Below are 26,610 nucleotides of genomic sequence, written 5' to 3'. Positions count from 1 at the left end.
CATGAGCAGCACCGCCACCGCCAAACAGCAGAGCAGTGGCCCGGTGCTGGACTGGGCGGCCGGTCACGGACCCGTGACCGGCGCCCTGTCCGCCACCACCGGAGCCTTCGCCGTCGCCACCACCGGCGCCGCCACCGCCATGCCCCCCGGCTGGGCACTCGCCGTCGGCGCCGCCGGTGCCCTCGGCCACACCGTCGCCGGTATCCGCGTACGCAACGCCGGCCGCACCCTCGCCACCAAGGCCGCGTCCTGGCTCGTCGGCGCCGGATGGACCACCTGGGCCATGACCCACGGCCCGCTGACCTGGGCCGCCCTCGGCTCGCTCGCCACCATCGGTGTCGGCATCGGCGCCGCCGCACGATCCACCGCCCTCTACGAGGAAGCGCGGGAGGAGGAAGCCATCGCGGCTGAACAGCGCGCCATCTCCGCGGAGTTGTCCGCGGAGCGCCGTGCGATCGCCGCGGAATGGGTCGACCGCATTCAGCGCGTGTGCTCGATCACCGTGCGGGTCGTCGGTGTCGAGATGTGGGAGACCGGCGCCGGGTACTCCATCGACGCTGAACTCCCGCCCGGCGGCGCCACCTGGAACAAGATTGCCGCCGAGTCCCCGCGGCTGTCCGCAGACGCCCGGTTGCCGCACGGCTGCACCGCCACCGCCTCCCCCGGCATCCACCAGGGCCGGGTCATCATCGACGTGACCACGGTCAACGTCCTGGAAGAAGAGCGCACCTACCCCGCCGACTACGGGCCGCTGTCCGTACACACCGGCATCCCGTGGGGCTACCGCACGAATGCTCAGCAGATCCTCGCCTACCTGCGCGAACAGTGCGCGTTGATCGTCGGACCGACCGGATCGGGCAAGACGAACATGGTCCACTCGATCCTCGCCGGGTTCGCCCGCGCCGAAGACATCCTCACGTGGGTGATCGACCTGAACGCCGGATCGGCCGGCCTGCCCTGGGTCCTCCCGGCGATCAACGGGGAGATCCAGCGGGAGGACGGCAAGCCCGTACGGCCCGGCATCGACTGGCTGGCCGGCACATTCGACGAGGCCATGACGATGCTGGAGACAGCCGTGCGCGTGGCCAAGCAGCGCAAGATGGGCTACCAGGACCTTCTTGCCAAGGCCAACACCGATCTGCTGCCGGTCAGCGCGAGGATTCCTCAGATCATGCTCGTCATCGATGAGGGTGCGGAGATCCTGGCCAGCACTGACCGGCAGATCCGCAAACTCGGGGAAAAGATCCTGGAAGTCATCCGGATCGCCCGCGCCATGGGCGTGCGCACCGTCATCACCGCGCTCGGGGCCACCGGCGCCGTGCTGAACAACCTGATGATCCGCCGGGAAGCCAAGGTGCGCGTCGCCCTCACGGGCGGCGAGACCGAGGGCATGGACCTGTCCAAGATGTTCCCCGGCTCCCGCGGCCTGCGTGTGGACCAGGCCCCGCACAAGGGCGCCGGGTTCATGGGCACCCCCGAGTCACCGGCCGCGCTGTTCAAGGCGTGGCGGATCCTGCCGAACCAGATCCGGGAGATCACCGCCGCCACGTCCGACCGGCACCCCCGGCTCGACGACGTCTCCGCCAAGGCCGCCGGGCCCGCCTACGCGCGGCGCTGGGATGCCGACCGCACCGCGTGGATGCGCGACCAGGTCGCGGCGGACGACGCCGACGACCCGTCGTCGGCCGCGCCGGGGGCGCTGCGTCTGTCCGCGCTGAGCGAGCAGCCGGAGTCACCGGAGGATGCGTTGGCACGCCGGTTCCGTGAGGAGATCGACGCGCAGTTCGCCACCGCACCCGACCCCCGCACCCTCGAGCAGCCCGGCGGGGCGGATCGGCCCGCCGGGCTGAACCTGTCCGCGCTGCGGGGTGAGCAGGACAGCCCCGCGCAACAGGCCGCGCTCGCCGCGCTGATCGCCGCCGGGCCCGAAGGCACCGGAGCCTCCGCGATCGCCCGCGCCCTCGCAGACGCCTACGGAACGACCCGTCAGACGGTCGTCGGCTGGCTGAAAACGTGGATGCAGGACGGCACCGCCGTCCGTGTCGGGGAGGGCACCAAAGCCCGCTACGTCCACCGCTCCCACACTGCCGACGACTGATCACTTGTCGCTTGTCGCCCCCGCTTCACCGTAAGCCGATTGCCGGGGCCTGGAGCCTTGGAAACGGCTTGTGACCTGGGAGGCGACAAGCGACAAGACAAGACAAGCGACAAGGCAGACGACAAGCCGCACGACAAGAGAGACGACAAGCAACGCGACAAGCACAGCGTCCATCACGCACTCATCCGCACGGGCCCGCGCCACTCTCGGCGCGGGCCCGCGGCTCACCCGAGGGAGCCTGAAATGAGCCAGCACACCCTGCCCGGACAGATAGCCCCGCATATCCCCGCCGACGACTGGCGGCGCGCTCAGGCGACCGGACAGCCGGTCGTGTTCGTCGTCAACGGCACCCCGCCCGGCATCCCGTGGCGACGCATCGTCCTCCCGTTCGCGATCGCCGGGGCCGTGGTCGCCGGCGGCTGGGGACTGGCCGCCGCCCTGTGCTGGCTGCTCGACGTCGCCGCCCACACCGCCACCGTCATCGCGGGCGCCGCCGGACCGATCGGCATCGGCGGCATCACCCTCAAACTCGCCCGCTCCAAGGACCACTAACTACGCCAAGGGCGGCCCCCATTCCGCCAAGAACGCCGGGGCCGCCCTTGCCAACCAGTCCGCAACAGACCTGTTGGAGGTCTCCCAGCATGACCCAACCCACCGACATCCGGCGAGCCTTACCGCCGCCCGCATCCCGCCCGCCCGCCCGCGGGAGCTCCCGCCGCGAACAGCATGCGGTTCTACCTGACCACCCACAAACGGCACTGGCTGCGCCTCACCGACGTGCCGCTGTTCCTGAAGTCCGAGCACTTCGACCGCGCCGTCAAGTGGGACGTGGCCCAGGGCCCGTACGCGATCGACTCCGGCGGCTTCACGGAGCTCAAAGACAAAGGCACCTGGACCCGATCGCCCCGCCAGTACGTTCAGGACCTGCGCCGCATCTGGGAGCACGTCGGCCCCTACGACTGGGCCGCCCCCCAGGACTGGATGTGCGAGGACGCCATCATCAACGGCGGCTGGTTCGGCGGACAGTACTTCATCGGCACCCACCTCAGCGTCGCCGAACACCAGCGCCGCACTGTCGCCAACTTCCTCGAACTACGCGCCCTCGCCCCTGACCTGCGGATCGCGCCGGTCATCCAGGGCGACACCGTGCCAGCCTACGAGCGCTGTGTGGAGCTGTACGAGAACGCCGGCGTCGACCTGCGGGCAGAACCGGTAGTGGGGCTCGGCTCGGTATGCCGGTTGCAGTCCACCCGCAAGGGCGCCGCGATCGTCACGGCCATGGCCGCGCACGGCTTCAAACTGCACGGCTTCGGCTTCAAGATCCTCGGTCTGGAACGCGTCGGCCACCTGCTGGCCTCCGCGGACTCCGCCGCGTGGAGCTCCCACGCCCGCCGCCGGCCCGCGCTGCCCGGCCACACGCACAAGAACTGTGCCAACTGCATCGACTACGCGCTGCGCTGGCGCGAGCGCGTCCTGGCCGCCATCCCTGCCCAGCGGCAGACCATGCTGACCGACAGGAGCGTGGCATGACCGAACACCTGATGACGGCCGCACTCGCCGCCGCAGAGCGCGGATGGCACGTCTTCCCCCTTCGCCCCGGCACAAAGCGCCCCGCCCTGCATGGAGAAGCCGCATGCCCCCGCAGCGGCCCGTGCGCGGGCGGGCACCGCAAGTGGGAGCAGCGCGCCACCACTGCCCCCGACCGCATCCGGGCCGCCTGGTCTCAGGCCCCGTTCAACGTCGGCATCGCCACCGGTCCCTCCGGGCTGCTGGTCGTCGACCTGGACGTGCCCAAGGACAAGAGCAGTACGGACGCGCCTTGCGGCGCGGCGTCCTTCGGGGCGCTCTGCGAGCGCCACGGGCAGCCCGTCCCCCGTACCCGCACGATCCGGACTGCGAGCGGAGGGCAGCACCTGTACTTCACCCCGCCTCCGGCTGTGCGGCTGCACAACACCGCGGGAACGCTCGCCCCGCTGGTCGACACCCGGGCGTGGGGCGGGTACGTCGTCGCCTCCGGCAGCACCGTGGGTGGCGCCCGGTACGAGACCGTAGGGCCTGCCCTGCTACGGCCCCTGCCCGACTGGCTCAAGACACTCGTGGTGCCACCGCACCCCGCCAACCGGCCGACGGTCACAGCGGGCACCGGGCACCGCCGCCCGTACGTCGATGCCGCCCTCACCCGGGAGACCGCCGCCGTCACCACGGCCGCCGAGGGACGGCGCAACACGACACTGCTGCGCGCAGGCCGGGCCCTGGGACGGTTCGTCGCATCCGGCGACCTGACCCGCCCGGAGGTAGAAGCGGCTCTTCAAAGGGCGGGGGAAGCGGCCGGACTCACCGCCGCCGAGTGCCGCGCCACCCTCCGCAGCGCCCTCGACTGGTCCATCACCCACAACCAGCAGCAGGGGAGGGCGGCATGACCACCCCCGCCCGCCCTCACCTGAAGAGCACCACCAGCACCCCGGACGGCCCCCGCACCGCCCAACCGGCCACACCCCGACCGGCCGTGGGCGAACCGAAAGGCGCCGCCCGCAAGGGCGTCATCATTGCTCTTTGCTCCGGCTGGAAGCGCGGTGACGGCCGGTACCCGGTGGCCTGGCTGCGCATCACCGCGCCCTACGGCGCAGTACCCACCGCCACCTCACGGTGCGAGTGCGGACGAGACCGCAGCGCCGTAGGCCACGCCTGCGTGCTGGCCCTGATCACCGACCACGAAGACCACCGCGCCACCTGCCCGCTCCGGAGCTCCCAGGAAGGAAGGACCGCCGCATGACCGACACCACGCCCGTGCAGCCCATCGACGGCGCCGCACTGCTGGACGAAGTGGAAGCCTTCCACCGCCGCTTCAACGTTTTCCCCACCGAGGCCGCTTACGTCGCCGTCGCGTTGTGGGACGCGCACGCCCACCTGATCGATGCCTTCGACGGCACCGCCCGTCTCGCGTTCCTCTCCCCGGAGCCGGGGTCGGGCAAGTCCCGCGCGCTGGAGATCGTGGAAACCCTCACCCCCCACGCCGCGATCACTGTCAACGCGTCCGCCAACGCCCTGTTCCGGCTGGTCGACGGTACCGACGGGCTCCCAACGCTGCTGTTCGACGAGATCGACACTGTGTTCGGCGCCAAGGCGGCCGGCGACGAACAGGTCCGAGCGTTCCTGAATTCCGGCTACCGCCGCGGCGGCAGTTCGCTGCGCTGCGTCGGGGACGGCTCCAACCAGAACGCCGGATTCTTCTCGTCCTACTGCGCCGTGGCCATGGCAGGACTCGGCTCGCTGCCCGACACGATCCTCACTCGCTCCGTCATCATCCGCATGCGCAAGCGCGCCCCGAACGAGAAGGTCTCTCCCTACCGGCGTCGCATCCACGAGAAGGAAGGCCACGCCCTGCGTGACCGGCTCGCGAAGTGGGCCGACACTGTCCGGGACGCTGTCGCTGAAGCCTGGCCCGAGATGCCCGACGGCGTCTCCGACCGCCCTGCCGATGTGTGGGAACCCCTGCTCGCCGCTGCCGACGCGGCCGGCGGGCACTGGCCCGAGCGGGCCCGCGCCGCCTGCCTCGAACTGGTCCGCGCTGCCAGCGAAGGCGACGATTCCTCCGCCGGTATCCGCCTGTTGACCGACCTCCGCGACAAGGTGTTCTGCGGCGCCGACCGCATGCCCACTGCGGTCATCCTGGAATGCCTGCTCAACCTGGACGACAGTCCCTGGGGCGATCTGGACGACAAGCCCCTGAACGCCCGCACGTTGGCCCGGATGCTCAGCCAGTACGTGACACCGGCCAACAAGCCGATCAAGCCGCGCACGTTCCGCACCGCGTCCGGAACGCCGAAGGGCTACTACGCGGAGGATCTCGCGGACGCGTGGCTGAGGTACTGCCCGCCTCCCCCCGAGAATTCCGCAACATCCGCAACATCCACAACACCGCAGGTCAGCAGGACCGAATCTGTTGCGGATGACCCCCACGGCATCCGCAACACGACCGCTGAAACCGCCACACTCCCGCTCCCCACCGCCATCTGAGCAGCGCGAACCCGACAGCGCCGCCACGTCCACGCGTGGCGGCGCTATCCGCAACATGACGACGATCCGCAACAAATCCGAGCCCCGGACCAGGCATGTTGCGGTGTTGCGGATGTTGCGGATCCCCCAGAGCCCCGGATTGAGCCTGCTGAGGAGGCCCGCCCGAATGAGCACCGCGCTCCCGCCCGCAGACCAACTGCTCTACAAGCCGGAGGAAGCCGCCGCCGTCCTCCGCTTCGGCCGCTCGACCGTCTACGAGCTGATGGCCGAGGGAGTCCTGAAGTACGTCAAGCGAGGCCGCTCCCGCCGCATCCGTCGGAGCGACCTTGAGGCCTACGTGAACAGCCTCGAACCGCAGTCCAACTGAAGCTGAGCGCCCACCGAGGCGGCCCCGGACAACGCGTCCGGGGGCCCCGCGCGCAGGGATGCACACCTGAGCCCCCGCAAAGCGAACATGGAATCGTCCATCTACCTGGGCAGTGACGGTTGGTGGCACGGTCGCGTCACCATGGGCGTCAAGGACGACGGAGGCCCCGACCGGCGCCACCGTCGGGCCAAGACCGAGCCCGAAATCAAGCGCAAGGTCAAAGAGCTGGAGGCGCTCCGCGACAAGGGCCGTGCGCCGAAGGCCGGCCGCGTCCCCACCGTGGCCGGATGGATGGAGACTTACCTCACCGACATCGCGAGCCTGAAGCTCAAGCCGCGTTCCCTCGACGACTACTGGTCGAAGACCCGCAACGACATCATCCCGGGCGTCGGCCGGCACCGCCTCGACAAGCTGGCCCCTGAGCACCTGGAGCGGATGTACCGCGTCATGCTCGACGAGGGACACGCACCCTCCCACGTGCTCAAAGTGCATCGCATCCTTTCGCGCGCCCTGAAAATCGCCCACCGCCGCCGCATCATCACCGAGAACGTGGCCACCCTCGTGGACCCGCCCACCGTCGACGAGATCGAGGCGAACCCCTTCACGATCGAAGAGGCCAAAGCCTTCCTCAAAGCCGCCGCCCAGCGCCCCACCTTCATGCGCTGGATCGTCGGAGTCGGGATGGGGTTCCGGCAGGGGGAAGCCCTCGGTTTTCGGTGGGCGTACGTCGACCTCGAAGGCGAGATGTTCCACCCCCAATGGCAGCTCCAGAGGCTCACATGGCGCCACGGCTGCAAGGACCCGCACGCGTGCGGTGCTCGCCTCCACCGATTCGATCCGTGCCAGCCCGACTGCAAGGCACACAAGGGCTACAAGCGCGGGTGCCCGCAGCCCTGCCCGAAGAAGTGCACCAGGCACGCGAGCACCTGCCCCGAGCGAAAGGACGGCGGACTCGTCTTCACCCGGCCCAAGACGAAGAAGAGCCGGAACTCCGTGCCGATCCCGCCGCCGTTCATCCCCTTCTTGCTCGAGCACAAGGCGCAGCAGGAAGCGTTACGGGCCGCCGCCGGAGACGCGTGGGAGGAACACGGCGCTGTCTTCACCCGGCCGGACGGCCGACCGCTCGACCCGCGAGCCGACTGGGAGGAATTCAAAGAACTGCTCGCCGAGGCCGGCATCGACGATCGCCGCCTCTACGACGGAAGCCGTCACACGGCCGGGACGATCCTGAATGAGCTGGGCGTGGACATGGTCACCATCATGGAGATCCTTCGGCACACCCAGATCAGCCAGACACGGCGGTACGTCAAGGGTCGGTCGCACCTCTCGAAGGACGCGATGCGCCGGATGGGCGATACCTTCATGCCCCCGGTTCAGGCCCCTATTGAGACCACAACTGAGACCACAGACAGCCGTGCGGAGCGTGCCCGGCGCCGCCGTCGCGTCCGCTGAAACAGAAAGCCGCAGCTCGGAAGAGATCCGAGCTGCGGCCCTGGTCAGAGCCCCCTGTCGGATTCGAACCGACGACCTACGCATTACAAGTGCGTTGCTCTGGCCAGCTGAGCTAAGGAGGCGTGCCCGAGCAGTGTACCCAGCCCGCCGGGCGGCCCCGTCGAAAATTTCGGCGAACTTCATGGCACCCGGAGTGCTGACAGAGGACCTGAACGCCAGGTAGCGTCTCGACCCAGTTCACTCGCGTGGACTACACCACTACGGAAGCCCGTGGTGGAACACCACCTTTACAACGGATCGTCCGGCACGTTCCTGCCGGTGAAGGGGGCCTACGACACATGGCCACTGTCTCGTTCGACAAGGCGACCCGGATCTACCCGGGTTCCGAGAAGCCCGCCGTCGACGCGCTCGACATTCAGATCGAGGACGGCGAGTTCCTCGTTCTGGTCGGCCCGTCCGGCTGCGGCAAGTCCACCTCGCTCCGCATGCTCGCCGGCCTCGAGGACGTCAACGCCGGCGCCATCCACATCGGCGACCGCGACGTGACGCACCTGCCGCCGAAGGACCGGGACATCGCCATGGTGTTCCAGAACTACGCGCTCTACCCGCACATGAGCGTCGCCGACAACATGGGCTTCGCGCTCAAGATCGCCGGCGTGAACAAGGCGGAGATCCGCAAGAAGGTCGAGGAGGCCGCGAAGATCCTCGACCTCACCGAGTACCTGGACCGCAAGCCGAAGGCCCTCTCCGGCGGTCAGCGGCAGCGTGTCGCCATGGGCCGCGCCATCGTGCGTGAGCCCCAGGTGTTCCTCATGGACGAGCCGCTGTCCAACCTCGACGCCAAGCTCCGTGTGTCGACCCGTACGCAGATCGCGTCGCTCCAGCGCCGTCTCGGCATCACCACCGTCTACGTCACCCACGACCAGGTCGAGGCCATGACGATGGGCGACCGGGTGGCCGTCCTCAAGGACGGTCTGCTGCAGCAGGTCGACTCGCCGCGGAACATGTACGACCGCCCGGCCAACCTCTTCGTCGCCGGCTTCATCGGCTCCCCGGCCATGAACCTGGTCGAGGTCCCGATCACCGACGGCGGTGTGAAGTTCGGCAACAGCGTGGTGCCGGTCAACCGGGAGGCGCTGAAGGCCGCCTCCGACAAGGGCGACCGCACGGTGACGGTCGGTGTCCGCCCGGAGCACTTCGACGTCGTCGAGCACAACGGCGCCGCCGCCAAGGCCCTCAGCAAGGACAGCGAGGACGCCCCGGCCGGTCTCGCCGTCTCCGTGAACGTCGTCGAGGAGCTCGGCGCCGACGGCTACGTCTACGGCGCCGCCGAGGTCGGCGGCGAGACCAAGGACCTGGTCGTCCGCGTCAGCGGCCGCGCGGTCCCGGACAAGGGTGCCACGCTGCACGTCGTGCCGCGGCCGGGCGAGACCCACGTGTTCTCGACCTCCACGGGCGAGCGCCTGTCGGACTGACGCCGCACGCCGGGCCGAAGCCCCGGTAGGCAGGTCCAGCTGGACGATGCGGGCCCCGCGAATTCCGCGGGGCCCGTTTCCTTTGCCGACGGACACCCTGCCGCCCGTCCCCAATACCCGACCAGAGCGGTCATTTCGAGCATCGACGTCAACCCCACTCCGGGAATCCACCGGTTCGGAGTCCCTCGACAGAGTGACTAAATGTCGCCAAAACATTACGGGGCGCTACCCTCACTCGCGTGAAGCACTCCACTACCCACCCCGGGACCAGGAACCGGCACGGCCACGGCCCCGCTCGCCGGATCGGCCGGTCCCTCGCGCTCGTCCTGCCTGTCGTCCTGGTGCTGTCCGGGACCCTCGCGGTCACCCAAGTCAACTGGTCGGGGAACTCCTCGAACTCGGTGCTCACCGCCTCCGAGGTCTCCGAGGACGCCGCCGGTTCCGCGGCCTCCTCGAAGACGACGGCCGACTCCACGCACCGCGCGGCCCCGCAGGACGTCCTGCGCGACAAGCTGCTGCTGGAGCTGCACGAGAAGGACCCGGGCGCCGCGCTCACCCAGCTCCAGCAGGCCGTCAACGGCCGCCCGGCGCTGGCGAGGCACTGCACCGCCATCGCCCGCGAGCTGGGCCGGGCCGCCGTCCGCAAGTACGGCCCGTCGCGCGCCCAGTCGTACTCCCGGCCCGTCTGCGACACCGCCTTCGCCTCGGGCGTCGCGGCCGGCCCCAGCTGAACACCGGCGACCGGCACTCCCCGGCACCCCGCGGTGACGACAGCTACTACGGCCGACTGTCGCCTGCCCACAACACGGACACCCTGGACGCGACGTAAAGTGCGGCCATGACCCATCCGAACGCCTCACTGCGCCCTGTCCAGGCGGTCGTCCTGGCCGGTGGCCAGGGCTCCCGGCTGCGCCCGTACACCGACGACCGGCCCAAGCCGATGGTCGAGATCCCCGGCACCGGAACCCCGATCATCGGCCATCAGCTCGCCTGGCTCGCCGAGGAGGGCGTCACCGATGTCGTGGTGAGCTGCGGCCATCTGGCCGAGGTCCTGCAGAAGTGGCTGGAGAACTCCGAACTCCCGGTCAGGGTGACCACCGTCGTGGAGACCGAGCCACTGGGCCGCGGCGGCGGCCTCAAGTTCGCCGCCGCGCATCTACCCCACCCGGACAAGCCCTGGTACGCCACGAACGGCGACATCTGGACCCGTTTCTCGCTGCGCGACATGGCCGACTTCCACACCGAGCGGGGCGCCGTCGCCACCCTCGCCCTGGCCCGTCCGCGCCTCCCCTGGGGCGCCGTGAAGACGGACGGCTTCGGCCACATCACGGACTTCATCGAGGCCCCGCCGTCCACGTTCGAGATCAACGCGGGCGTCTACGTCTTCTCCCCGGAGTTCGCCTCCCTCCTCCCGGAGCGCGGCGACCACGAACGCACCACGTTCCCGCATCTGGCCCGCGAGCGCCGACTGGCCGGCTTCCCCCTCCCGCAGGGCGCCTACTGGCGTGCCATCGACACCGCGAAGGACCTCACGGAGGCCGCGAAGGAGCTGGCGGCACTGGGCCGTTGAGGTCGCGCCGGCCTACCGGACCGGCGAGCCCTGAGCAGTTCGGCCGTGGTACGGCCAAGGCGAAGGGCCCCGCACATCGGATGTGCGGGGCCCTTCGCCGTACCGGCCGCCGGGACGCGGCGGACGCTCAGCCCAGCAACCCACCGACCAGACGGCCGCCCGAGCTGCCCGAGCCACCGCCTCCGCCGCCGTTGCCGCCGCCACCGGAACCGCCTGAACCGCCTGAGCTCGTGCCGCCGCCGCTGCTTCCGGTCCCGCCGGTCACCGCGGAGCCGCCCGAGGACGTGGGACCGGCGCTGGTGCTCGGCGCCTGCTCGACCGGGGAGGAACGCTGCGGCGGGGCCTGGCCCGCCGTGCTGCCCTGGGTCTCACTGGGCACCCCGGCGCTGGTGGCGCCGGCCGTCTCGGGAGCCTCCGCGCCCGGCGTGCTCGCCGCTCCGCTGGGGCTCGCCGTAGTCGCGCCCTGCGTGGGCGAGTTCGAGGCGGACGGGCTCTGCCCGCGGCGCCTCTCACCGGGTTCGAGCGGAAGCGGGGAGCCGGGCAGCTCATTGCGCGGGGCCTCACCGGGTCCGGGCACGGTGACCCGGTCGGCGTCCCGGACCGCACCGCCGAGGAGCGAACCCACCAGCAGGGTGAGCCCGACGACGAGGGTCGCGACGAGCGCGCCGTGGCGCAGGACCCGGCGGCGGAGGTCCCAGATGGGCGCGCGCGGCCCGAGCGTGCGCCAGGCCTTGCCCGCAAGGCGACCGTCCACCGAGTAGACGGGTGCGCCCGCGATGATCAGCGGGGACCAGGCGGCGAGGTAGATGATGTCGGGCGCGTCGTACGCGGGGACGGTCTTCCAGCTCACCGTGACCAGCAGCGCGGCCGACAGCAGGGCGCCGAGGACGGCCGCGACCCGCTGCCACAGCCCCAGCACCGTGAGCACGCCCACGATGACCTGGGCGAAGGCGATGGCGAGCCCGGCGCCCACGGGGTGCTGGAGCGCCCACTCGCGCATCGGCTCGGCCACCGTCCACGGATGCAGCGAGTTCAGCCACTTGACCATGGAGCCGCGCTCACCGCCGTCGAAGTACACGGGGTCGCAGAGCTTGCCCATGCCGGCGTAGATCGAGATGCAGCCGAGGAAGACCCGTAGCGGCAGCAGCACGACCCCGAGGTTCATCCGCCGGCCGGGGTAGTAGGCGTGACGCACGCCCGCCGCGGACCCGCCCGCCGCCGAGTCCGCGTCGTACCCCCGGTGAGCCTGCTCCTCGTACCCGAACTCGTCCTGGCCGTACGGGGATTCGTAGCCCTGGGGACCCTCGTCGCCCTGGTCGCCCTGGTCGTCGTAGCGGGCGTCGTACGCGGACTCGTAGGGATACCCGTACGAGGGCTGGTACGGAGACTGTTGCGAGGACTCGTACGGAGCCCCGTGCGGGGAGTCGTGCGAGGGCTGGTACGACTCGCCGTAGGGAGCCTGGTACGCGGACTCGTGGAGCTCTTCGTAGGCGCTGCCGGCGCTGCGGAGCTGCTGCGGGAGAAGCCGGTGCGGGGGGCCGGTCACGGTGGGCGTCTCGACCGTGGGGTTGTCGAACTGGTCGAAGCGCGGGATGACCTGGGTGGCCCCGGCGTCGCCCAGGGCGTCGTCACCGTAGCGCACGCCGGCGGTGCGGACCGCCTGGAGCAGTCCGGTCGCGCCGGCGTCGCCGGGGGCGGACTTGCCGCTCCAGACGACGGGCGCGCGGCGGCGGGAACCGGCCTGCGCACCGACGACGGGGACGCGCGCGGTGTCCGCGGTGGTGCTCACGCGCCGTGCACCGCGCGCGTTGGGGGCGCGGGTGGCTGTCGGGAGCTGCACGCGGAAGCTCGCATGATTGACGATGACCTGCGCCGGATCGCTCGGCACCTTCACCATGCTCAGCGCGGGAGCGTCGTCGAATCCAGACGAGCGGTCCCCCGTGGGAGTGCGGGGTGTTCTGGTGTCCACACTCATCTAACCGAGTGACGTGTCGTTAGGACACTGCCTTGACCGCCCCGATGTGTCCGGACCCCGTCAAGATCGTCCAGGCCGCCCCGGAACGCTCCGTTCCAGTGTTTTTGCGGCCCTGACGAGGACGTCGCACGAACCCCGGACGGACGGTGGACGGACGGCGGTCAGGCATCGGACGAACCCCGGACCGACTCGCCAGGCGACTCAACTCCAACCCACCGGACAACACGCCAGGCGACGCAACTCGCTGGACCGACCGCCAGGCGACTCACCGGACCGACTGCCAGGCGGCTCGCCGGGCGGACGTCAGGCGCGCCGGCGGGCTGCCTCGTAGAGCACGATGCCTGCGGCCACACCCGCGTTGAGCGACTCCGCGCCGCCCGGCATCGGGATGCGCACCCGGAAGTCGCAGGTCTCGCCGACGAGTCGGGACAGTCCCTTGCCCTCGCTGCCGACCACGACGACCACGGGACCGTCCAGGGCCTCGAGTTCGCCGACCTCGACCTCGCCGTCGGCGGCCAGTCCGACGACCACGATCCCGGCCTTCTGATACGCCTCCAGCGCCCGCGTCAGGTTGGTGGCGCGGGCGACCGGCGTACGCGCGGCGGTTCCCGCCGACGTCTTCCAGGCGCCGGCGGTCATCCCGGCGGCGCGCCGCTCGGGAACGACGACGCCATGGCCGCCGAAAGCGGACACGGAGCGGACCACGGCACCGAGGTTGCGCGGGTCCGTGACTCCGTCGAGCGCGACGATCAGCGGTTCCTCACCGGCGTCGTACGCGGCCTCGGCCAGGTCCTCCGGGTGTGCGTACTCGTAGGGCGGGACCTGGAGGACCAGGCCCTGGTGGTTGAGCCCGTTCGTCATCCGGTCCAGCTCCGGACGCGGGGCCTCCATGAGGTTGATCCCGCCGCGTTCGGCCGCGAGCTGCAGTGCTTCCCGGACCCGCTCGTCGTTGTCGATGAACTGCTGCACGTAGAGCGTGGAGGCGGGCACGCCCTCCCGCAACGCCTCGACGACCGGGTTGCGGCCGACGACCAGTTCGGAGTTCGACCTGCCGCCACGTCCCCGGGGCGCCGACCGGCCCTGGGCCCGCCGGGCCTTCGCCTGCGCGGCCCGCTGTTTGGCGTGGCCCTTGCGCATTTCGGCGGGCGGCGTGGGGCCCTTGCCCTCAAGGCCCCGGCGCCGCTGGCCGCCACTGCCGACCTGCGCGCCCTTCTTGCCGGACATGCGGCGGTTGTTCGCGGCCATGACCTACCTGTCTCTGTGATGCGTCCTGCGGATGTGTACGCGGAACAACGGTTTGTCGTACGGGTGTTGTAGGGGCGCTGCGTCAGCGTGGTCCGAGGGTCCAGCGCGGACCCTGCGGGCCGTCCTCGATGACGAGTCCGGACTGGTTGAGCTGGTCGCGGATGGCGTCGGCGGTGGCCCAGTCCTTGCGGGCGCGGGCGGACTCGCGCTGCTGGAGGACCAGCTGTACGAGGCTGTCGACCACGCCGTGCAGGTCCTCACCCCGGTCGGACTCGCCGGCCCAGTGCGGGTCGAGCGGGTCCAGTCCGAGGACGCCGAGCATGGCGCGGACCTCGGCGAGGCGGGCCACGGCGGCTTCCTTGTCGTCGGCCGCGAGCGCGGAGTTGCCCTGGCGGACCGTGGTGTGGACCACGGCGAGCGCCTGCGGGACGCCCAGGTCGTCGTCCATCGCCTCGGCGAACGCGGGCGGCACCTCGGCGGCGGGTTCGACGACGCCTCCGGCCTTCTCCACCACGCGCTGTACGAAGCCCTCGATGCGCGCGAACGCGGACTCGGCCTCGCGCAGGGCCTCTTCGCTGTACTCGATGGTCGAGCGGTAGTGCGGGGTGCCCAGGTAGTAGCGGAGCACGATGGGCCGCCACTGCTTGGTCATCTCGCTGACGAGGACGGAGTTGCCGAGCGACTTGGACATCTTCTCGCCGCTCATGGTGACCCAGGCGTTGTGCACCCAGTAGTTGGCGAAGTCGTCCCCGAAGGCCTTGGCCTGGGCGATCTCGTTCTCGTGGTGCGGGAAGATCAGGTCCAGGCCGCCGCCGTGGATGTCGAAGGCGCTGCCCAGGTACTTGTGGGCCATGGCGGAGCACTCCAGGTGCCACCCGGGGCGCCCTCGTCCCCACGGCGTCTCCCAGCTCGGCTCCCCCGGCTTCTCCGCCTTCCACATGGCGAAGTCGCGCGGGTCCCGCTTGCCGGTCTCGCCCTCCTCCGAGGGCTGGCGCAGCTCGTCCAGGTCCTGGTTGGACAGCGAGAGGTAGCCCGGCAGGGAGCGGACGTCGAAGTAGACGTTGCCGTCGGCCTCGTAGGCGTGGCCCCGCTCGATGAGACCGCGCATCATCTCGACCATTTCCGTCACATGGCCGGTGGCGCGCGGTTCGTAGCTGGGCGGTAGGCAGCCGAGCACGGTGTAGCCGTCGTTGAACGCGCGCTCGTTCTCGTAGCCGATGGACCACCAGGGGCGCTTCTGTTCGGCCGCCTTCCTAATGATCTTGTCGTCGATGTCCGTGACGTTCCTGATGAACGTCACGTCGAAGCCGCGGTAGGTGAACCAGCGGCGCATGATGTCGAAGTTCAGGCCCGACCGGATGTGCCCGATGTGCGGTGCGCTCTGCACGGTGGCGCCACACAGGTAGATCGAGACACAGCCCGGCTTGAGCGGGGTGAAGTCACGGATCTGCCGGGCGCTGGTGTCGTACAGGCGAATAGTCACCCCTCCAGGGTAGTAGGCGCCGGGCCGTGCCCCGCGCCCCTTCCCTCGCTGAGGCACTCATTCGTGACATCCGTGGGCGCTTCCCTGAGCGCTCAGAGACTGCCGACGACCTTCCTCGGCCTGATCCGTACGACGACCCGCTCGGCGTCCTGGTCGGCGACGGGGTTGAACTCGGCGTACTTCTTGCCGGTGTACTTCAGCGACAGTTCGTCGATGAGGTGCTGCCCGCCTTCGGTGGTGGTCTCGGCGGTGCCGCGGATCTCGGCGTAGTCGTACGGCGAGTCCGCGGGCTGGGCGAGGACGGTCACGCGGGGATCGCGCCTGAGGTTCTCGTACTTGCGGCGGTCCACGGTGGTGGAGACGAGGATGTCGTCGCCGTCCCGCTTCACCCACACCGGGGACACCTGAGGGCTGCCGTCGGGCTGGATGGTGGCGAGGTCGATGAAGACGGGGCCGTCGAGCAGGGCCCTGAGCTTGTCGGAAAGTAAGGCTGCCACGGAGCACCTCCGCAATCGGGGACACACAAGCCCGGGACGCGTACCCCACCAGGCTGCGCTCATCCGCACGTCCTCCCGGCTCGCCCCTCCCGCTCGCCGAAGCCTCGCCGTAGAACCGCCGGCCCCGACGACCGTTCGGCTCACCCGGTCACGCGGGTCGGCACGCGGTTCCAGCGCCAAGCGCACGCAGCACAGCACGCGGTCACGCCGCCATCACGCCGTCATGCAGCCCGTCAGGCAGCGGTCGTGCGGCCGTCAACCGGTCACTCGGCTCGGGCCACGAGCGCCGTGGCCACCGCCATCAGTCCCTCCTCACGGCCGGGAAAGCCGAGCCCGTCCGTCGTCGCGCCCGAGACGGAGACGGGAGCGCCCGCGGCGGCCGAGAGGATCTTCTGGGCCTCCTCACGGCGCTTGCCGATCTTGGGTCGGGGGCCGATGACCTGGACCGCGATGTTGCCGATGGTGAAGCCGGCGGCACGGACGATCCGGGCGGCCTCCGTGAGGAGCGTCACCCCGGACGCCCCGGACCACTCGGGGCGTCCGGTGCCGAAGTGCTGCCCGAGGTCCCCCATCCCCGCCGCCGAGAACAGCGCGTTGCAGGCGGCGTGCGCGACGACGTCCGCGTCGGAGTGGCCGGCCAGGCCGGGGCCCTCGCCCTCCCAGAGCAGCCCGGCGCACCACAGCTCCCGGCCCTCCTCGAAGGCGTGGATGTCGGTGCCGATGCCGACCTGCGGCAAGGGGTACGGGTGCGGCTGCGACTGCCGCTGCGGCTGCGGCTGCGGCTGCGGCTGCGGCTGCTCAGAAGCCATCGTTGGCCCTCCGGCGTGCCAGGACCGCCTCGGCGAGGACGAGATCCAGGGGGCGGGTCACCTTGAAGGCCTCCTCGTGCCCGGGCACCACCACGACCCGCAGCCCCAGTTGCTCGACCATGCTGGCGTCGTCGGTGACGTTGTCCGTGACGGTCTCGTGGGCGCGGATGAGCGTGTCGCGGTCGAAACCCTGCGGGGTCTGCACGGCGCGCAGCCGGGACCGCTCGGGGGTGGCGACCACGGGCTCCGGCTCCCCCGGGACGACCGCGGCCTCGACCTGCTTGACCGTGTCCGCGAGGGGCAGTGCCGGTACGACCGCTACGGCGCCGTCCCGTACCGCTTCGATGACCGTGTCCACGGTGTCCACGGGCACCAGGGGACGGGCCGCGTCGTGCACGAGGACGATGTCGATTCCGGGGGGCAGGGCGTCCAGCCCCAGCTTCACCGACTCCTGGCGGCTGTCACCGCCCGGCACCACGAGGAAGTCCGTCCGTTCGGGCAGCGCGTGCGCGTCGAGCAGCGACTTGACCTCGCCCAGCCCTTCCGGCGGGGCCACCACCACGACCAGCGAGACCGCACGCGAGGCGGCCATCGCGCGGACCGCGTGGACCAGCATCGGGGTGCCGCTCAGTGCGCGGAGCGCTTTGGGGGCGCCGGGGCCGAGGCGCACGCCCCGTCCGGCGGCCGGAATCACGACCGCGGTGCGCGAAGGGCGCGTTTCGTGAGACATCGGTTCCTGTCAGGTTTGTGTGCTCGGCCCTGGTGGGTATGGCCTGGGCGTGCCCCGTGCTCGAGCGAATGCGAGAGCCGGGGGAGTGCCGGGCGCGAGCCTTGACCGGACCCTTCCGTGACTTCTGGTCGAGCCAGCCGCCCGGGCCCGGCACGCCAAGTATCGGGGATGAACAAGGGCTTACGGCAATTCGGGGCAGAACGCCCGGGACAGAACACCGGGCACGAACATGCCGCAGCGCCCGGCGACAGCTAATGCGTCATCGGGCACCGCGGCATTTCACTGCCCCAGAATCGTCCGGCGTGGGGACTGCTCGGTTGAGCCAGACCGGTTCGGATCTGAACGTCTGAGCACATCGGGGTGACGTGTCAGGTCTGATCGGACCGAATCGGACTCAGGCGGTCACCAGCGGTCAGGACGCGAGGACTTCGTCGAGGAGTGCCTCGGCCTTGTCCTCGTTCGTGTTCTCCGCGAGAGCGAGTTCGCTGACCAGGATCTGCCTGGCCTTGGCGAGCATGCGCTTCTCACCCGCGGACAGTCCGCGCTCGCGCTCACGACGCCACAGGTCACGCACCACTTCGGCGACCTTGATGACATCGCCGGAGGCGAGCTTCTCCAGATTTGCCTTGTAACGACGCGACCAGTTCGTGGGCTCCTCGGCGTACGGCGCGCGCAGCACCTCGAAGACCCGGTCCAGCCCGTCCTGACCGACCACATCACGTACGCCGACGAACTCCGCATTGTCCGCTGGCACACGCACCGTCAGATCGCCCTGAGCGACCTTCAGCACCAAGTAGGTCTTGTCCACGCCTTTGATCTGGCGAGTTTCGATGGCCTCGATCAGCGCGGCCCCGTGATGGGGATAGACCACGGTGTCGCCAACCTTGAACGTCATGTGACAGGTACCCCTTCCGTGGCTATCCAGGGTAACACGGATACGGCGTCTTCTGAATGGCGTTTTCGCAGGTCAGGGCATATCTCGGGGCTTGACAACAACAACAGGAACGTGCTGCGAGGGGGTACCGGAAGAGGGTATTCGCAGGTCGGAGCGGCTCTTCGGGCGGGGTGAAACGCGCACGTTACAACGGTTCAACCCGTCCTCCGGACGGTCGAACATCCCGGTTTGTCTGTTTCCCGGGGTGCGACTTCCGCTACTCCGTTCGGCCTGTGGCGGACGGTACGAGACGAATCCGAAATTGATCACCGGAGCATGGTGATCAAATTGTCGGTACGGCACTGCATTCCTTGCCGGAAAATCTGGTCCGCCGGGGCTGGAGGGCTTAGCGGGGCTTATGTGAATGCCGAGCCGGCGGGATCCGCGGCCGGATTCCCTGCCGGGTGCCGCGGGCGCCGGACGGCGTGCCGAGGGGCGGGCCAGCGGGCCAGCGGGCCAGCGGGCCAGCGGGCCAGCGGGCCAGCGGGCCAGCGGCGCGAACGGTGGGACCGGGGCCGGGGGCGCGCGGGCGGTGGGCCGGGCCGCGGAAGACGGACCCGGGCGCGGAAGACGGACCGGGCCACGGGCGGTGGCCCGGGCTGGGAGGCCCGGCGGGATAGAGGCGGGTCGGGTGCGGCGCCGTCCGGGTGGGTCGATAACCTATGCCCGCTGACAGCCTCTGGGGGCGGCTTGACAAGGGAGTCGCCCTGCACCGTCCACGTACAAAAGGAGTTGCCGCCGCCGTGAGCAGCAGCCTTCGACGCGGCGCCCTCGCCGCCGCCGCCATCGCGTTCTCGATCGCCTCGCTCGCCGCGTGCGGCGCCGGCAACAACGCCCAGACGCTCCAGATCCAGCCGGACAACGCCGCCACCTCGGTCGGTGACGTCAAGATCCAGAACGCGATCGTCATCACTCAGCCCGACGCCGAGGCGACGGGCCCGTCGGCGGTCTCGGCGACGCTGTTCAACAACGGCAGCACCGACCAGACCGTGGACTCCATCACGGTCGCCGGCGAGTCGGCGGTGCTGAAGCCCGCCGAGGGCTCCGGCAACGTGACCGTCCCTGCGGGCGGCTCGGTCATCCTCGGCGGCGAAGGCAACGCCTCGGCGGTGCTGTCCACCACCCCGGAGGACGTCAAGGACGGCAACGCGCAGCCGGTCACGTTCACCTTCAGCAGGACGGGCGAAGTCAAGCTGCGGGCCTTCGTCGTCCCGGCCGAGCACTACTTCAAGGAGTGGGGCCCCGCCGAGGTCCCGCAGGCGCCGGGTTCGACCGCCTCGGGGACGCCGTCCGAACCGGCCTCGGGCTCGCCGTCCGCATCCACGTCGACCTCGCCGGGCTCCACGCCGTCCGGTGCGGCGTCCGCGAGCACCGGAGCCACCCCGAGCGACTCGGCGTCGCAGTCGGCCGCCGGACAGTGACGCGGACGAACACCGCGTACTGGCGGAGCAGGTTCACGCAGGCCAGGTGCACCTGGGGCAGGTACAACCGGAACACGGACACATAGAAGAGGCGGCACCCCATCGGGTGCCGCCTCTTTCCGTGTGCACGTACGGGCATCGCCCGGCACGGCCTACGGCTCGAACTTGTAACCGAGGCCACGGACCGTCACCAGGTAGCGCGGCGCCCCGGGGTCCGGCTCGATCTTGGCGCGCAGCCGCTTGACGTGGACGTCCAGGGTCTTGGTGTCACCCACGTAGTCCGCGCCCCAGACGCGGTCGATGAGCTGCATACGGGTCAGCACGCGGCCCGCGTTGCGCAGCAGCATCTCCAGCAGGTCGAACTCCTTGAGCGGCAGGTCGACCTTGGAGCCGGAGACGGTGACCACGTGCCGGTCGACGTCCATCCGGACCGGACCGGCCTCCAGTGCGGCCGGCGTGACCTCCTCCGGCTCGCCGCGGCGGCGCAGGACGGCCCGGATGCGGGCGACCAGCTCGCGGGAGGAGAAGGGCTTGGTGACGTAGTCGTCCGCTCCTATTTCGAGCCCCACGACCTTGTCGATCTCGCTGTCCTTGGCGGTGACCATGATCACCGGGACGTTGGACCGGCCGCGGAGCTGGCGGCAGACCTCCGTGCCCGGCAGCCCGGGCAGCATCAGGTCGAGCAGGACGAGGTCGGCGCCGTTGCGCTCGAACTCGTCCAGACCGTCGGGCCCCGTGGTCGCGATGGCGACCTCGAAGCCCTCCTTGCGGAGCATGTAGGACAGGGCGTCGCTGAAGGACTCCTCGTCCTCGACGACGAGCACTCGGGTCACGGAAGGACCTCCGGGGCAGGAAGCGGTTCGTACGGGGAATTGACGGTGGTCGTCCCGTCTGACTCGCCGGTCTCGTCTTCTTCGTCGAGTCCGGGCATGTGCGTCGCGCGGTCGCGGGCCGCGCCCGCCTCCGGCAGCCGCAGGGTGAAGGTGGAGCCCTGTCCCTCCGAGCTCCACACCGTGACCTCCCCGCCGTGCGAGGCGGCCACGTGCTTGACGATCGCCAGCCCGAGCCCCGTACCGCCGGTCTGGCGGGAGCGGGCCGGGTCGACGCGGTAGAAGCGCTCGAAGACGCGCTCCCGGTCCTTCTCGGAGATGCCGATGCCCTGATCGGTGACGGCGATCTCGATGAGGTCCCCGCCGTTCGCGGGCACCCTGCGCGCGGCTATCCCGACCCGGGTGCGGGCCGGTGAGTAGTTGACGGCGTTCTCGACGAGGTTGCCGAGGGCGGCGGCGAGCTGGCCGCGGTGGCCGAAGACGTGCAGGTCGGCGGTGCCGCCCGCGGCCATGGTGATGTGCTTGGTGCCGGCCTGGTGGCGGCAGCGGTCGATGGCCTCGGCGACCAGTTCGTCGACGCGCACCGGCTCGGCGTCCTCCAGCGGGTCGTCGTTCTGCACCCGGGAGAGGTCGATGAGCTCCTGGACGAGGTTGGTGAGCCGGGTGGCCTCTATCTGCATGCGCCCGGCGAAGCGCTCCACCGCCTCCGGGTCGTCGGAGGCGTCCATCACGGCCTCCGAGAGCAGGGAGAGGGCTCCGACCGGGGTCTTGAGCTCATGGCTGACGTTGGCGACGAAGTCGCGTCGTACGGCTTCGATACGGCGTGCCTCGGTCAGGTCCTCGACGAGCAGGAGGACGAGCCGCGAGCCGAGGGGGGCCACTCTGGCGGAGACGGCGAGCGCCTCGCCACGTCCGTTCCCGCGCCGCGGGAGGTCCAGCTCGACCTGGCGTATCTCCCCGTCCCGTCGCGTGTCACGTGCCATCTGGAGCATCGGTTCGACGGCGAGCTTCCCGCCCCGGACGAGACCGAGGGCGTACGCGGCCGAACTCGCCTTGACGACGGCGTCGGCCTCGTCGAGCACGACGGCGGACGAGCGCAGCACGGACAGCACCGTGTCGACACCGGGCGGCAGCACGGGGTCCGTGTGCAGGGAAGTCCGGGTCGGTCGTTGCTGGTCGCGCTCGCTCCAGCGGAACGCCAGCATCGCGATCACGCCGGTGCACACCCCGGCGATCGCTGCCGCTGCGGCGACCGCCGCGTTCACGTCCATGCGTCAAGGTTATGCACGGTGCAACCTCCGGCCACAGCGTTCGAGGGCCGACCTGGGAGACTCGTCGCCCAGAGTTCACTGCCAGGACAATGCGGGTTCACTTGGTCCGCAGGAGGCGGATTCCGTGCGTTCGGGGACCAACCGGGAATCTATTATGACTGGCCGGATAACGGGTTGCGTCGGGCTGCGACTGACCGGATGGCGGACGGTTCAAGGGCCTGCCCGAGCGGTCGGCTCCAGTGCTCGGCTCCAGCGGTCGGCCTGGTGGTACACCTGGACATCGCACCGTCGCAGCGCCGTCGTACCGACGCCATATCGCCGTCGTACCGACGTCGTCCGCTCGCCGTCGCGACGCGGTGCGGGCAGGTCCTGCGAGATGAGGGCTGGGCGGGCCGGGCGAAGATGCGGGCGGCAGATGCCAGGTCGCCCAGAGTTCACCTCTGGGCCAATGGTGATTCACCTTAGGTGACGGAAAAGGATGCGTACGGGCCGGAAAGTGGGAACGTGGGGGTCACGGGCCCCTCGGCACCCCGACACGACCCCCGATGACACGTAAGCGAGGCACTCAGATGCGGGACGCGTACCACGAGGAACTTGACTCGATCGGTGACAGCCTGGTGGACATGGCCAGGCTCGTCGGGTCGGCGATCGGGCGCGCCACCACGGCCATCCTCGACGCCGATCTGAAGCTGGCCGAGACGGTGATCGCAGCCGACCAGAAGGTCGACGACCTGCAGCACGACCTGGAGGCCCGTGCGATAGCCCTGCTGGCGCGCCAGCAGCCGGTGGCGACGGACCTGCGCATCGTCGTGACGTCGCTGCGCATGTCCGCGGACCTGGAGCGCTCGGGGGACCTCGCCCAGCACGTGGCGAAGCTGGCCCGGCTGCGCTTCCCCGACCGCGCGGTCCCGCACGACCTGCACGCCACCATCCTGGAGATGGGCCAGCTCGCCCAGCGTCTGATGGCGAAGGCCGCGGAGGTCATCGTCACCAAGGACGTCGACCTGGCGCTGCAGCTGGAGACGGACGACGACGAGATGGACCTGCTGCACCGCACGCTCTTCCAGCACCTGATCGACGACCGCTGGAAGCACGGCATCGAAACGGCCGTCGACGTCACGCTGCTGGGCCGCTACTACGAGCGCTTCGCGGACCACGCGGTGTCGGTGGCGAAGCGGGTGGTGTACCTGGTGACCGGCGAACACGCGGACGACCTCCAGTCGGAGATGCCGGTGGGCGGCGTCGAGGGGGCGTGAGCCTCCGGGACGGCACATGAGCCGTGGGTACGCGCCCGCCCGGATCACGCGGGCGCGTAGCCTCCGCCTGTCCTTCCCCTGCGCGTCCCTCCGCGCCCACGCGCGTCCGTGCGCCGTTGATGCGCCCGACCAAGGGGTCGTCCAATGGCCGTAGGCACAAGCGCCGTAGGCACCAGCCTTCGAGGAGGGACCATGGCCGAATCCGCCAGGACGGACACCCCGTACGAGAAGAACCACGACCACACCCCCCAAGCACCCCGACTGCCCCTGCTGGGCGCCTGCGGCTGTGGCTCGGGGTGCGGCTGCGGCTGTCAGTCGGGGGCCCCTTGCCAGTGCGGCGGGTGCTGCGGCTGACCGTCTCGTCGGGGTGCTGCGCCGTGCCGGGCTGTGTCGTTCCGGACTGTGTGGTGCCGCGTAGCGCCGTGCCGGGCTGCGCCGCGCCAGGCGTGCCGGGCTGTGTCGTGTGATGCCCTTCCGTGGCGAGCAGGTCAGTTCGTACTGATCTCCGGCTTCACGGCGCCCCCCGGCACGGGCTCCGTGTCCGGCTCACGCGTTGCAGGCTCCCGGTCCGCCGACACCTGCTCCGCCGACTCCCGCGCCACCGACTGCTCCGCCGGCACCTGCTCCGCCGGCTCAGGCGGCAGCCTCCGCATCAGCGCCCCGTACCCGAGCGCCGCCGCCGTCCCGACCACCGCGCACATCCCCCACAGCCACTCGGCCCCGAACCGGTCGATGATCCAGCCCGCCATCAGCGGGGCGACGAGCGCGGCCACCGACCAGGACAGCGTGTACACGCCCTGGTAGCGGCCGCGGCCGTGGAGCGGGGAGAGGCGCACCACCAGGCTCGTCTGGGTGGGCGCGTTGATCATCTCGCCGAGCGTCCACACGCACACCGTCAGCACGAAGGCGCCGAGCGAGCCCGCGAAGGCGGTGATGCCGAAGCCGTAGCCCGCGATGAGGGAGGAGACGATGAGGAGGCGGCGCGGGTCCCGGTGTTCGATGAAGCGGGTGAGCGGGATCTGCAGGGCGACGATCAGTACGCCGTTGACGCCGATGGCCATGCCGAAGTCGGCCGGCGAGAACCCGGCCTGCCCCATGGCCACCGGCAGCCCCAGCCACCCTTGCTGGAAGATCAGCGCGACCAGGAACGACAGCCCGACGACACCCATGAACCGACCGTCGCGCAGCACGGTCCCGAGACCGGCCTCCGACGCGGCCTCCTTCTCCATCGGCTTGGACTCCGGCAGCCGGGCGAAGACGACGATCGCGCAGACGAACGTCATCCCGGCCTCGATCAGAAACCCGGCGAGGTAGCTGAACTCGGCGATGAAGCCCGCGCCCATGGCCGAGACCGCGAACCCCAGGTTGATCGCCCAGTAGTTGAGGGAGAAGGCACGGACCCGGTCCTCGGGCCGGACGATGTCCGCCATCATCGCCTGCACGGCGGGCCGGGAGGCGTTGGCGGCCATTCCGACCAGGAAGGCGACGGCCGCGATCGTGACCGGGTCCCGCATGAAACCGAGCAGCGCCACGAAGCCGGCGGTCGCCAACTGCGCGATGAGGAGGGTGGGTCGCCGTCCCAGCCGGTCGGTCATCACTCCGGCACCGATGGAGGAGATGACCCCGCCGAGACCGTGGAGCGCGACGACGAGACCGGCGTAACTCGCCGAGTAGCCACGGTCGAGCGTCAGATAGAGCGTCATGAAGGTGGCGACGAATGCGCCGAGTCGGTTGACGAGCGTGCTGGTCCATAACCACCAGAAAGCGCGGGGCAGACCGGAGACGGACTCTCGGACGGCGCGCCGAGCGCGGCTGACGGCGGTGAGTGGCATGCGGGTCCCTGCGGTGAGGTGAGCGGCTTGCCGTGTCGGCGCGCTCACGCCGTAAGTGGCTCTCTTGGCATGTACAAGTTACAAACTCGAGCCAACGCGGGACCAGTGAATAACGCCTGCCGCATACCGTCCGGCCTGCGGGCAGCCACACGAGCGGATGAAGCGGTGGATTACGCTCGGGGCATGGCCGACGCACCGTACAAGCTGATCCTCCTCCGCCACGGCGAGAGCGAGTGGAACGCGAAGAACCTGTTCACCGGTTGGGTGGACGTGAACCTCAACGAGAAGGGCGAGAAGGAGGCGGTCCGCGGCGGTGAGCTGCTCAAGGACGCCGGCCTGCTGCCCGACGTGGTCCACACGTCCCTCCTGAAGCGCGCGATCCGCACCGCGCAGCTCGCCCTGGAGGCGGCCGACCTCCTCTGGCTCCCGGTCCACCGCTCCTGGCGCCTGAACGAGCGCCACTACGGCGCCCTGCAGGGCAAGGACAAGGCGCAGACGCTCGCGGAGTTCGGCGAGGACCAGTTCATGCTGTGGCGCCGCTCCTACGACACCCCTCCGCCGCCGCTGCCGAACGACGCCGAGTACTCCCAGTTCGACGACCCGCGCTACGCCACGCTCCCGCCGGAGCTGCGCCCGCAGACCGAGTGCCTCAAGGACGTCGTCGTCCGGATGCTGCCGTACTGGTTCGACAACATCGTCCCCGACCTCCTGGCCGGCCGCACGGTCCTGGTCGCCGCCCACGGCAACAGCCTCCGCGCCCTGGTCAAGCACCTCGACGGCATCTCGGACTCGGACATCGCGGGCCTCAACATCCCCACCGGCATCCCCCTCTCCTACGAACTGGACGCCGACTTCAAGCCCCTCAACCCGGGCGGCACCTACCTCGACCCCGAGGCGGCCGCGGCGGCCATCGAGGCGGTCAAGAATCAGGGCAAGAAGAAGTAGCCTTTTTGATCATGCCCCCGACCTGCGCTGATGGCGCGGATCGGGGGCATTCTCACGGCCCGGGCCCACTGTGGGCAGTGTGCGGGCCGTGTCGAGAGGTCGAGACGCTGGCTTCGTGTCGGTGGCCAATCCGGGATCCTCACGCACGGCCACACCAGCGATCACCTGCCTGCGGAGAGGTCCCCGTAAAGGAGCCGGCCCGTGAGTTCGATGCACCGTGTGCGGGCCGCGGAGAAGCCATAGGGCATCTTGGTTACCGCTTCCAGGACACTCATCTGGGTGTCCTCCTCGTCGCCCGTCAGGTCGGCGTCGTAGATCTCGAAGAGCTTCTCCTCGGCCTCGTCCATTCCGGCCGCTTCCATGGCCTGTTCCAGGGCCTTGTGGTGGGCGCAGTGCTGCGCGG

General features: G+C 70.3%; 24 protein-coding genes, 1 tRNA gene and 1 pseudogene. 14 read left to right on the top strand and 12 right to left on the bottom strand.

Going from position 1 to position 26,610, the window contains the following annotated elements; genetic code table 11:
* Nucleotide 1 precedes the first annotated feature (1 nt).
* The 8 genes from EF387_RS37580 to EF387_RS37545 all read left to right on the top strand — a co-directional run bounded on the left by EF387_RS37580 (nucleotide 2) and on the right by EF387_RS37545 (nucleotide 7,934).
* Nucleotides 2-2,098: a hypothetical protein gene (locus EF387_RS37580; protein WP_128381095.1), complete on the top strand. Its 2,097-nt coding sequence runs from the start codon at nucleotides 2-4 to the stop codon at nucleotides 2,096-2,098.
* Nucleotides 2,099-2,341: 243 nt separating this feature from the next.
* Nucleotides 2,342-2,650 carry a hypothetical protein gene (locus EF387_RS37575; RefSeq protein WP_128381094.1) on the top strand — a complete coding sequence of 103 codons (309 nt, stop codon included), beginning with the start codon at nucleotides 2,342-2,344 and terminating at the stop codon, nucleotides 2,648-2,650.
* A 174-nt stretch (nucleotides 2,651-2,824) separates the two neighbouring features.
* Entirely contained in the window at nucleotides 2,825-3,628 is an 804-nt protein-coding gene (locus EF387_RS37570) for a deazapurine DNA modification protein DpdA family protein (protein WP_128381093.1), read from the top strand.
* Nucleotides 3,625-4,518: a bifunctional DNA primase/polymerase gene (locus EF387_RS37565; protein WP_128381092.1), complete on the top strand. Its 894-nt coding sequence runs from the start codon at nucleotides 3,625-3,627 to the stop codon at nucleotides 4,516-4,518. Before EF387_RS37570 ends, EF387_RS37565 begins: the two co-directional genes overlap by 4 nt.
* A complete protein-coding gene (locus EF387_RS48795; RefSeq protein ID WP_238431920.1) occupies nucleotides 4,515-4,871 on the top strand; it encodes a hypothetical protein in 357 nt (118 codons plus the stop codon). The genes EF387_RS37565 and EF387_RS48795 overlap by 4 nt, the downstream gene beginning before the upstream one ends.
* The gene (locus EF387_RS37555) at nucleotides 4,868-6,115 is read left to right on the top strand and encodes a DUF3631 domain-containing protein (RefSeq protein ID WP_128381091.1); all 1,248 of its coding nucleotides are present in this window, start codon (nucleotides 4,868-4,870) and stop codon (nucleotides 6,113-6,115) included. Before EF387_RS48795 ends, EF387_RS37555 begins: the two co-directional genes overlap by 4 nt.
* 166 nt (nucleotides 6,116-6,281) lie before the next feature.
* Complete coding sequence (locus EF387_RS37550; protein ID WP_128381090.1) at nucleotides 6,282-6,482, top strand: helix-turn-helix domain-containing protein; 201 nt, start codon at nucleotides 6,282-6,284, stop codon at nucleotides 6,480-6,482.
* A 66-nt stretch (nucleotides 6,483-6,548) separates the two neighbouring features.
* The gene (locus tag EF387_RS37545; RefSeq protein WP_128381089.1) at nucleotides 6,549-7,934 is read left to right on the top strand and encodes a tyrosine-type recombinase/integrase; all 1,386 of its coding nucleotides are present in this window, start codon (nucleotides 6,549-6,551) and stop codon (nucleotides 7,932-7,934) included.
* A gap of 48 nt (nucleotides 7,935-7,982) precedes the next feature.
* Here EF387_RS37545 and EF387_RS37540 read toward each other — a convergent pair.
* Nucleotides 7,983-8,056: transfer RNA gene (locus tag EF387_RS37540), tRNA-Thr, on the bottom strand.
* Nucleotides 8,057-8,272: 216 nt separating this feature from the next.
* Between EF387_RS37540 and EF387_RS37535 the strand changes: the two genes are divergently transcribed.
* The 3 genes from EF387_RS37535 to EF387_RS37525 all read left to right on the top strand — a co-directional run bounded on the left by EF387_RS37535 (nucleotide 8,273) and on the right by EF387_RS37525 (nucleotide 10,979).
* On the top strand, nucleotides 8,273-9,409 hold the full coding sequence (locus tag EF387_RS37535; protein WP_128381088.1) for an ABC transporter ATP-binding protein: 1,137 nt from the start codon (nucleotides 8,273-8,275) through the stop codon (nucleotides 9,407-9,409).
* Between the two features lie 239 nt (nucleotides 9,410-9,648).
* Nucleotides 9,649-10,140: a hypothetical protein gene (locus EF387_RS37530; protein ID WP_128381087.1), complete on the top strand. Its 492-nt coding sequence runs from the start codon at nucleotides 9,649-9,651 to the stop codon at nucleotides 10,138-10,140.
* Nucleotides 10,141-10,247: 107 nt separating this feature from the next.
* Entirely contained in the window at nucleotides 10,248-10,979 is a 732-nt protein-coding gene (locus EF387_RS37525) for a nucleotidyltransferase family protein (protein ID WP_128381086.1), read from the top strand.
* Between the two features lie 127 nt (nucleotides 10,980-11,106).
* On the opposite strand, the gene EF387_RS37520 is transcribed toward EF387_RS37525, so the two are convergent.
* From EF387_RS37520 to EF387_RS37490, 7 genes are all read right to left on the bottom strand, one after another.
* Nucleotides 11,107-12,948, bottom strand: coding sequence for a DoxX family protein (locus EF387_RS37520; RefSeq protein ID WP_202918494.1), 1,842 nt, complete (start codon nucleotides 12,946-12,948; stop codon nucleotides 11,107-11,109).
* Between the two features lie 309 nt (nucleotides 12,949-13,257).
* Nucleotides 13,258-14,199, bottom strand: a complete 942-nt coding sequence (rlmB, locus tag EF387_RS37515; protein ID WP_128381084.1) for a 23S rRNA (guanosine(2251)-2'-O)-methyltransferase RlmB — start codon at nucleotides 14,197-14,199, stop codon at nucleotides 13,258-13,260.
* 82 nt (nucleotides 14,200-14,281) lie between these two features.
* The gene (gene cysS, locus EF387_RS37510) at nucleotides 14,282-15,682 is read right to left on the bottom strand and encodes a cysteine--tRNA ligase (protein ID WP_128381083.1); all 1,401 of its coding nucleotides are present in this window, start codon (nucleotides 15,680-15,682) and stop codon (nucleotides 14,282-14,284) included.
* Nucleotides 15,683-15,774: 92 nt separating this feature from the next.
* Complete coding sequence (locus EF387_RS37505; RefSeq protein ID WP_128381082.1) at nucleotides 15,775-16,179, bottom strand: PPOX class F420-dependent oxidoreductase; 405 nt, start codon at nucleotides 16,177-16,179, stop codon at nucleotides 15,775-15,777.
* Between the two features lie 263 nt (nucleotides 16,180-16,442).
* Nucleotides 16,443-16,988: a 2-C-methyl-D-erythritol 2,4-cyclodiphosphate synthase gene (gene ispF / locus EF387_RS37500; protein WP_238431919.1), complete on the bottom strand. Its 546-nt coding sequence runs from the start codon at nucleotides 16,986-16,988 to the stop codon at nucleotides 16,443-16,445.
* Nucleotides 16,978-17,718, bottom strand: a complete 741-nt coding sequence (gene ispD / locus EF387_RS37495; protein WP_128381081.1) for a 2-C-methyl-D-erythritol 4-phosphate cytidylyltransferase — start codon at nucleotides 17,716-17,718, stop codon at nucleotides 16,978-16,980. Before ispD ends, ispF begins: the two co-directional genes overlap by 11 nt.
* A 412-nt stretch (nucleotides 17,719-18,130) precedes the next feature.
* Nucleotides 18,131-18,613 carry a CarD family transcriptional regulator gene (locus tag EF387_RS37490; RefSeq protein ID WP_003953493.1) on the bottom strand — a complete coding sequence of 161 codons (483 nt, stop codon included), beginning with the start codon at nucleotides 18,611-18,613 and terminating at the stop codon, nucleotides 18,131-18,133.
* A 782-nt stretch (nucleotides 18,614-19,395) separates the two neighbouring features.
* Here EF387_RS37490 and EF387_RS37480 point away from each other — a divergent pair.
* Nucleotides 19,396-20,073, top strand: a complete 678-nt coding sequence (locus EF387_RS37480; protein ID WP_128381080.1) for a copper chaperone PCu(A)C domain-containing protein — start codon at nucleotides 19,396-19,398, stop codon at nucleotides 20,071-20,073.
* Between the two features lie 152 nt (nucleotides 20,074-20,225).
* Here EF387_RS37480 and phoP read toward each other — a convergent pair whose 3' ends face one another.
* Nucleotides 20,226-20,897 carry a two-component system response regulator PhoP gene (gene phoP / locus EF387_RS37475; RefSeq protein WP_010985401.1) on the bottom strand — a complete coding sequence of 224 codons (672 nt, stop codon included), beginning with the start codon at nucleotides 20,895-20,897 and terminating at the stop codon, nucleotides 20,226-20,228.
* Between the two features lie 5 nt (nucleotides 20,898-20,902).
* Entirely contained in the window at nucleotides 20,903-22,174 is a 1,272-nt protein-coding gene (phoR, locus tag EF387_RS37470; protein ID WP_128381079.1) for a two-component system sensor histidine kinase PhoR, read from the bottom strand.
* Nucleotides 22,175-22,743: 569 nt separating this feature from the next.
* On the opposite strand from phoR, the gene phoU reads away from it, so the two are divergent.
* Nucleotides 22,744-23,430, top strand: coding sequence for a phosphate signaling complex protein PhoU (gene phoU / locus EF387_RS37465; RefSeq protein ID WP_128381149.1), 687 nt, complete (start codon nucleotides 22,744-22,746; stop codon nucleotides 23,428-23,430).
* Nucleotides 23,431-23,918: 488 nt separating this feature from the next.
* Here the strand turns inward: phoU and EF387_RS37460 are convergent, their stop codons facing one another.
* Nucleotides 23,919-25,262, bottom strand: coding sequence for an MDR family MFS transporter (locus EF387_RS37460; protein ID WP_128381078.1), 1,344 nt, complete (start codon nucleotides 25,260-25,262; stop codon nucleotides 23,919-23,921).
* A gap of 183 nt (nucleotides 25,263-25,445) precedes the next feature.
* Between EF387_RS37460 and EF387_RS37455 the strand changes: the two genes are divergently transcribed.
* Nucleotides 25,446-26,207 (top strand): phosphoglyceromutase, encoded by a 762-nt coding sequence (locus tag EF387_RS37455; RefSeq protein WP_128381077.1) that lies wholly within the window; start codon nucleotides 25,446-25,448, stop codon nucleotides 26,205-26,207.
* Between the two features lie 161 nt (nucleotides 26,208-26,368).
* Here EF387_RS37455 and EF387_RS47190 read toward each other — a convergent pair.
* Nucleotides 26,369-26,610, bottom strand: a pseudogene (locus EF387_RS47190) (MerR family transcriptional regulator); the annotation flags it as partial.

The sequence above is a fragment of the Streptomyces cavernae genome, assembly GCF_004023625.1.
GTDB lineage: Bacteria > Actinomycetota > Actinomycetes > Streptomycetales > Streptomycetaceae > Streptomyces > Streptomyces cavernae.
Note: the sequence above shows the minus strand (reverse complement) of the source record. Positions and strands in the feature narration are given on the sequence as shown.

Bases quoted from the DNA above. Each gene is read 5' to 3' on its own strand.
- EF387_RS37575 (WP_128381094.1), top strand. From the start codon at position 2,342: ATGAGCCAGCACACCCTGCCCGGACAGATAGCCCCGCATATCCCCGCC.
- EF387_RS37550 (WP_128381090.1), top strand. From the start codon at position 6,282: ATGAGCACCGCGCTCCCGCCCGCAGACCAACTGCTCTACAAGCCGGAG.
- EF387_RS37455 (WP_128381077.1), top strand. From the start codon at position 25,446: ATGGCCGACGCACCGTACAAGCTGATCCTCCTCCGCCACGGCGAGAGC.
- EF387_RS37490 (WP_003953493.1), bottom strand. From the start codon at position 18,613: ATGACGTTCAAGGTTGGCGACACCGTGGTCTATCCCCATCACGGGGCC.
- EF387_RS37460 (WP_128381078.1), bottom strand. From the start codon at position 25,262: ATGCCACTCACCGCCGTCAGCCGCGCTCGGCGCGCCGTCCGAGAGTCC.
- EF387_RS37555 (WP_128381091.1), top strand. From the start codon at position 4,868: ATGACCGACACCACGCCCGTGCAGCCCATCGACGGCGCCGCACTGCTG.
- EF387_RS37565 (WP_128381092.1), top strand. From the start codon at position 3,625: ATGACCGAACACCTGATGACGGCCGCACTCGCCGCCGCAGAGCGCGGA.
- rlmB (WP_128381084.1), bottom strand. From the start codon at position 14,199: ATGGCCGCGAACAACCGCCGCATGTCCGGCAAGAAGGGCGCGCAGGTC.
- EF387_RS37535 (WP_128381088.1), top strand. From the start codon at position 8,273: ATGGCCACTGTCTCGTTCGACAAGGCGACCCGGATCTACCCGGGTTCC.
- ispF (WP_238431919.1), bottom strand. From the start codon at position 16,988: ATGGCTTCTGAGCAGCCGCAGCCGCAGCCGCAGCCGCAGCCGCAGCGG.
- EF387_RS37570 (WP_128381093.1), top strand. From the start codon at position 2,825: ATGCGGTTCTACCTGACCACCCACAAACGGCACTGGCTGCGCCTCACC.
- ispD (WP_128381081.1), bottom strand. From the start codon at position 17,718: ATGTCTCACGAAACGCGCCCTTCGCGCACCGCGGTCGTGATTCCGGCC.
- phoU (WP_128381149.1), top strand. From the start codon at position 22,744: ATGCGGGACGCGTACCACGAGGAACTTGACTCGATCGGTGACAGCCTG.
- EF387_RS48795 (WP_238431920.1), top strand. From the start codon at position 4,515: ATGACCACCCCCGCCCGCCCTCACCTGAAGAGCACCACCAGCACCCCG.
- EF387_RS37525 (WP_128381086.1), top strand. From the start codon at position 10,248: ATGACCCATCCGAACGCCTCACTGCGCCCTGTCCAGGCGGTCGTCCTG.
- EF387_RS37580 (WP_128381095.1), top strand. From the start codon at position 2: ATGAGCAGCACCGCCACCGCCAAACAGCAGAGCAGTGGCCCGGTGCTG.
- phoR (WP_128381079.1), bottom strand. From the start codon at position 22,174: ATGGACGTGAACGCGGCGGTCGCCGCAGCGGCAGCGATCGCCGGGGTG.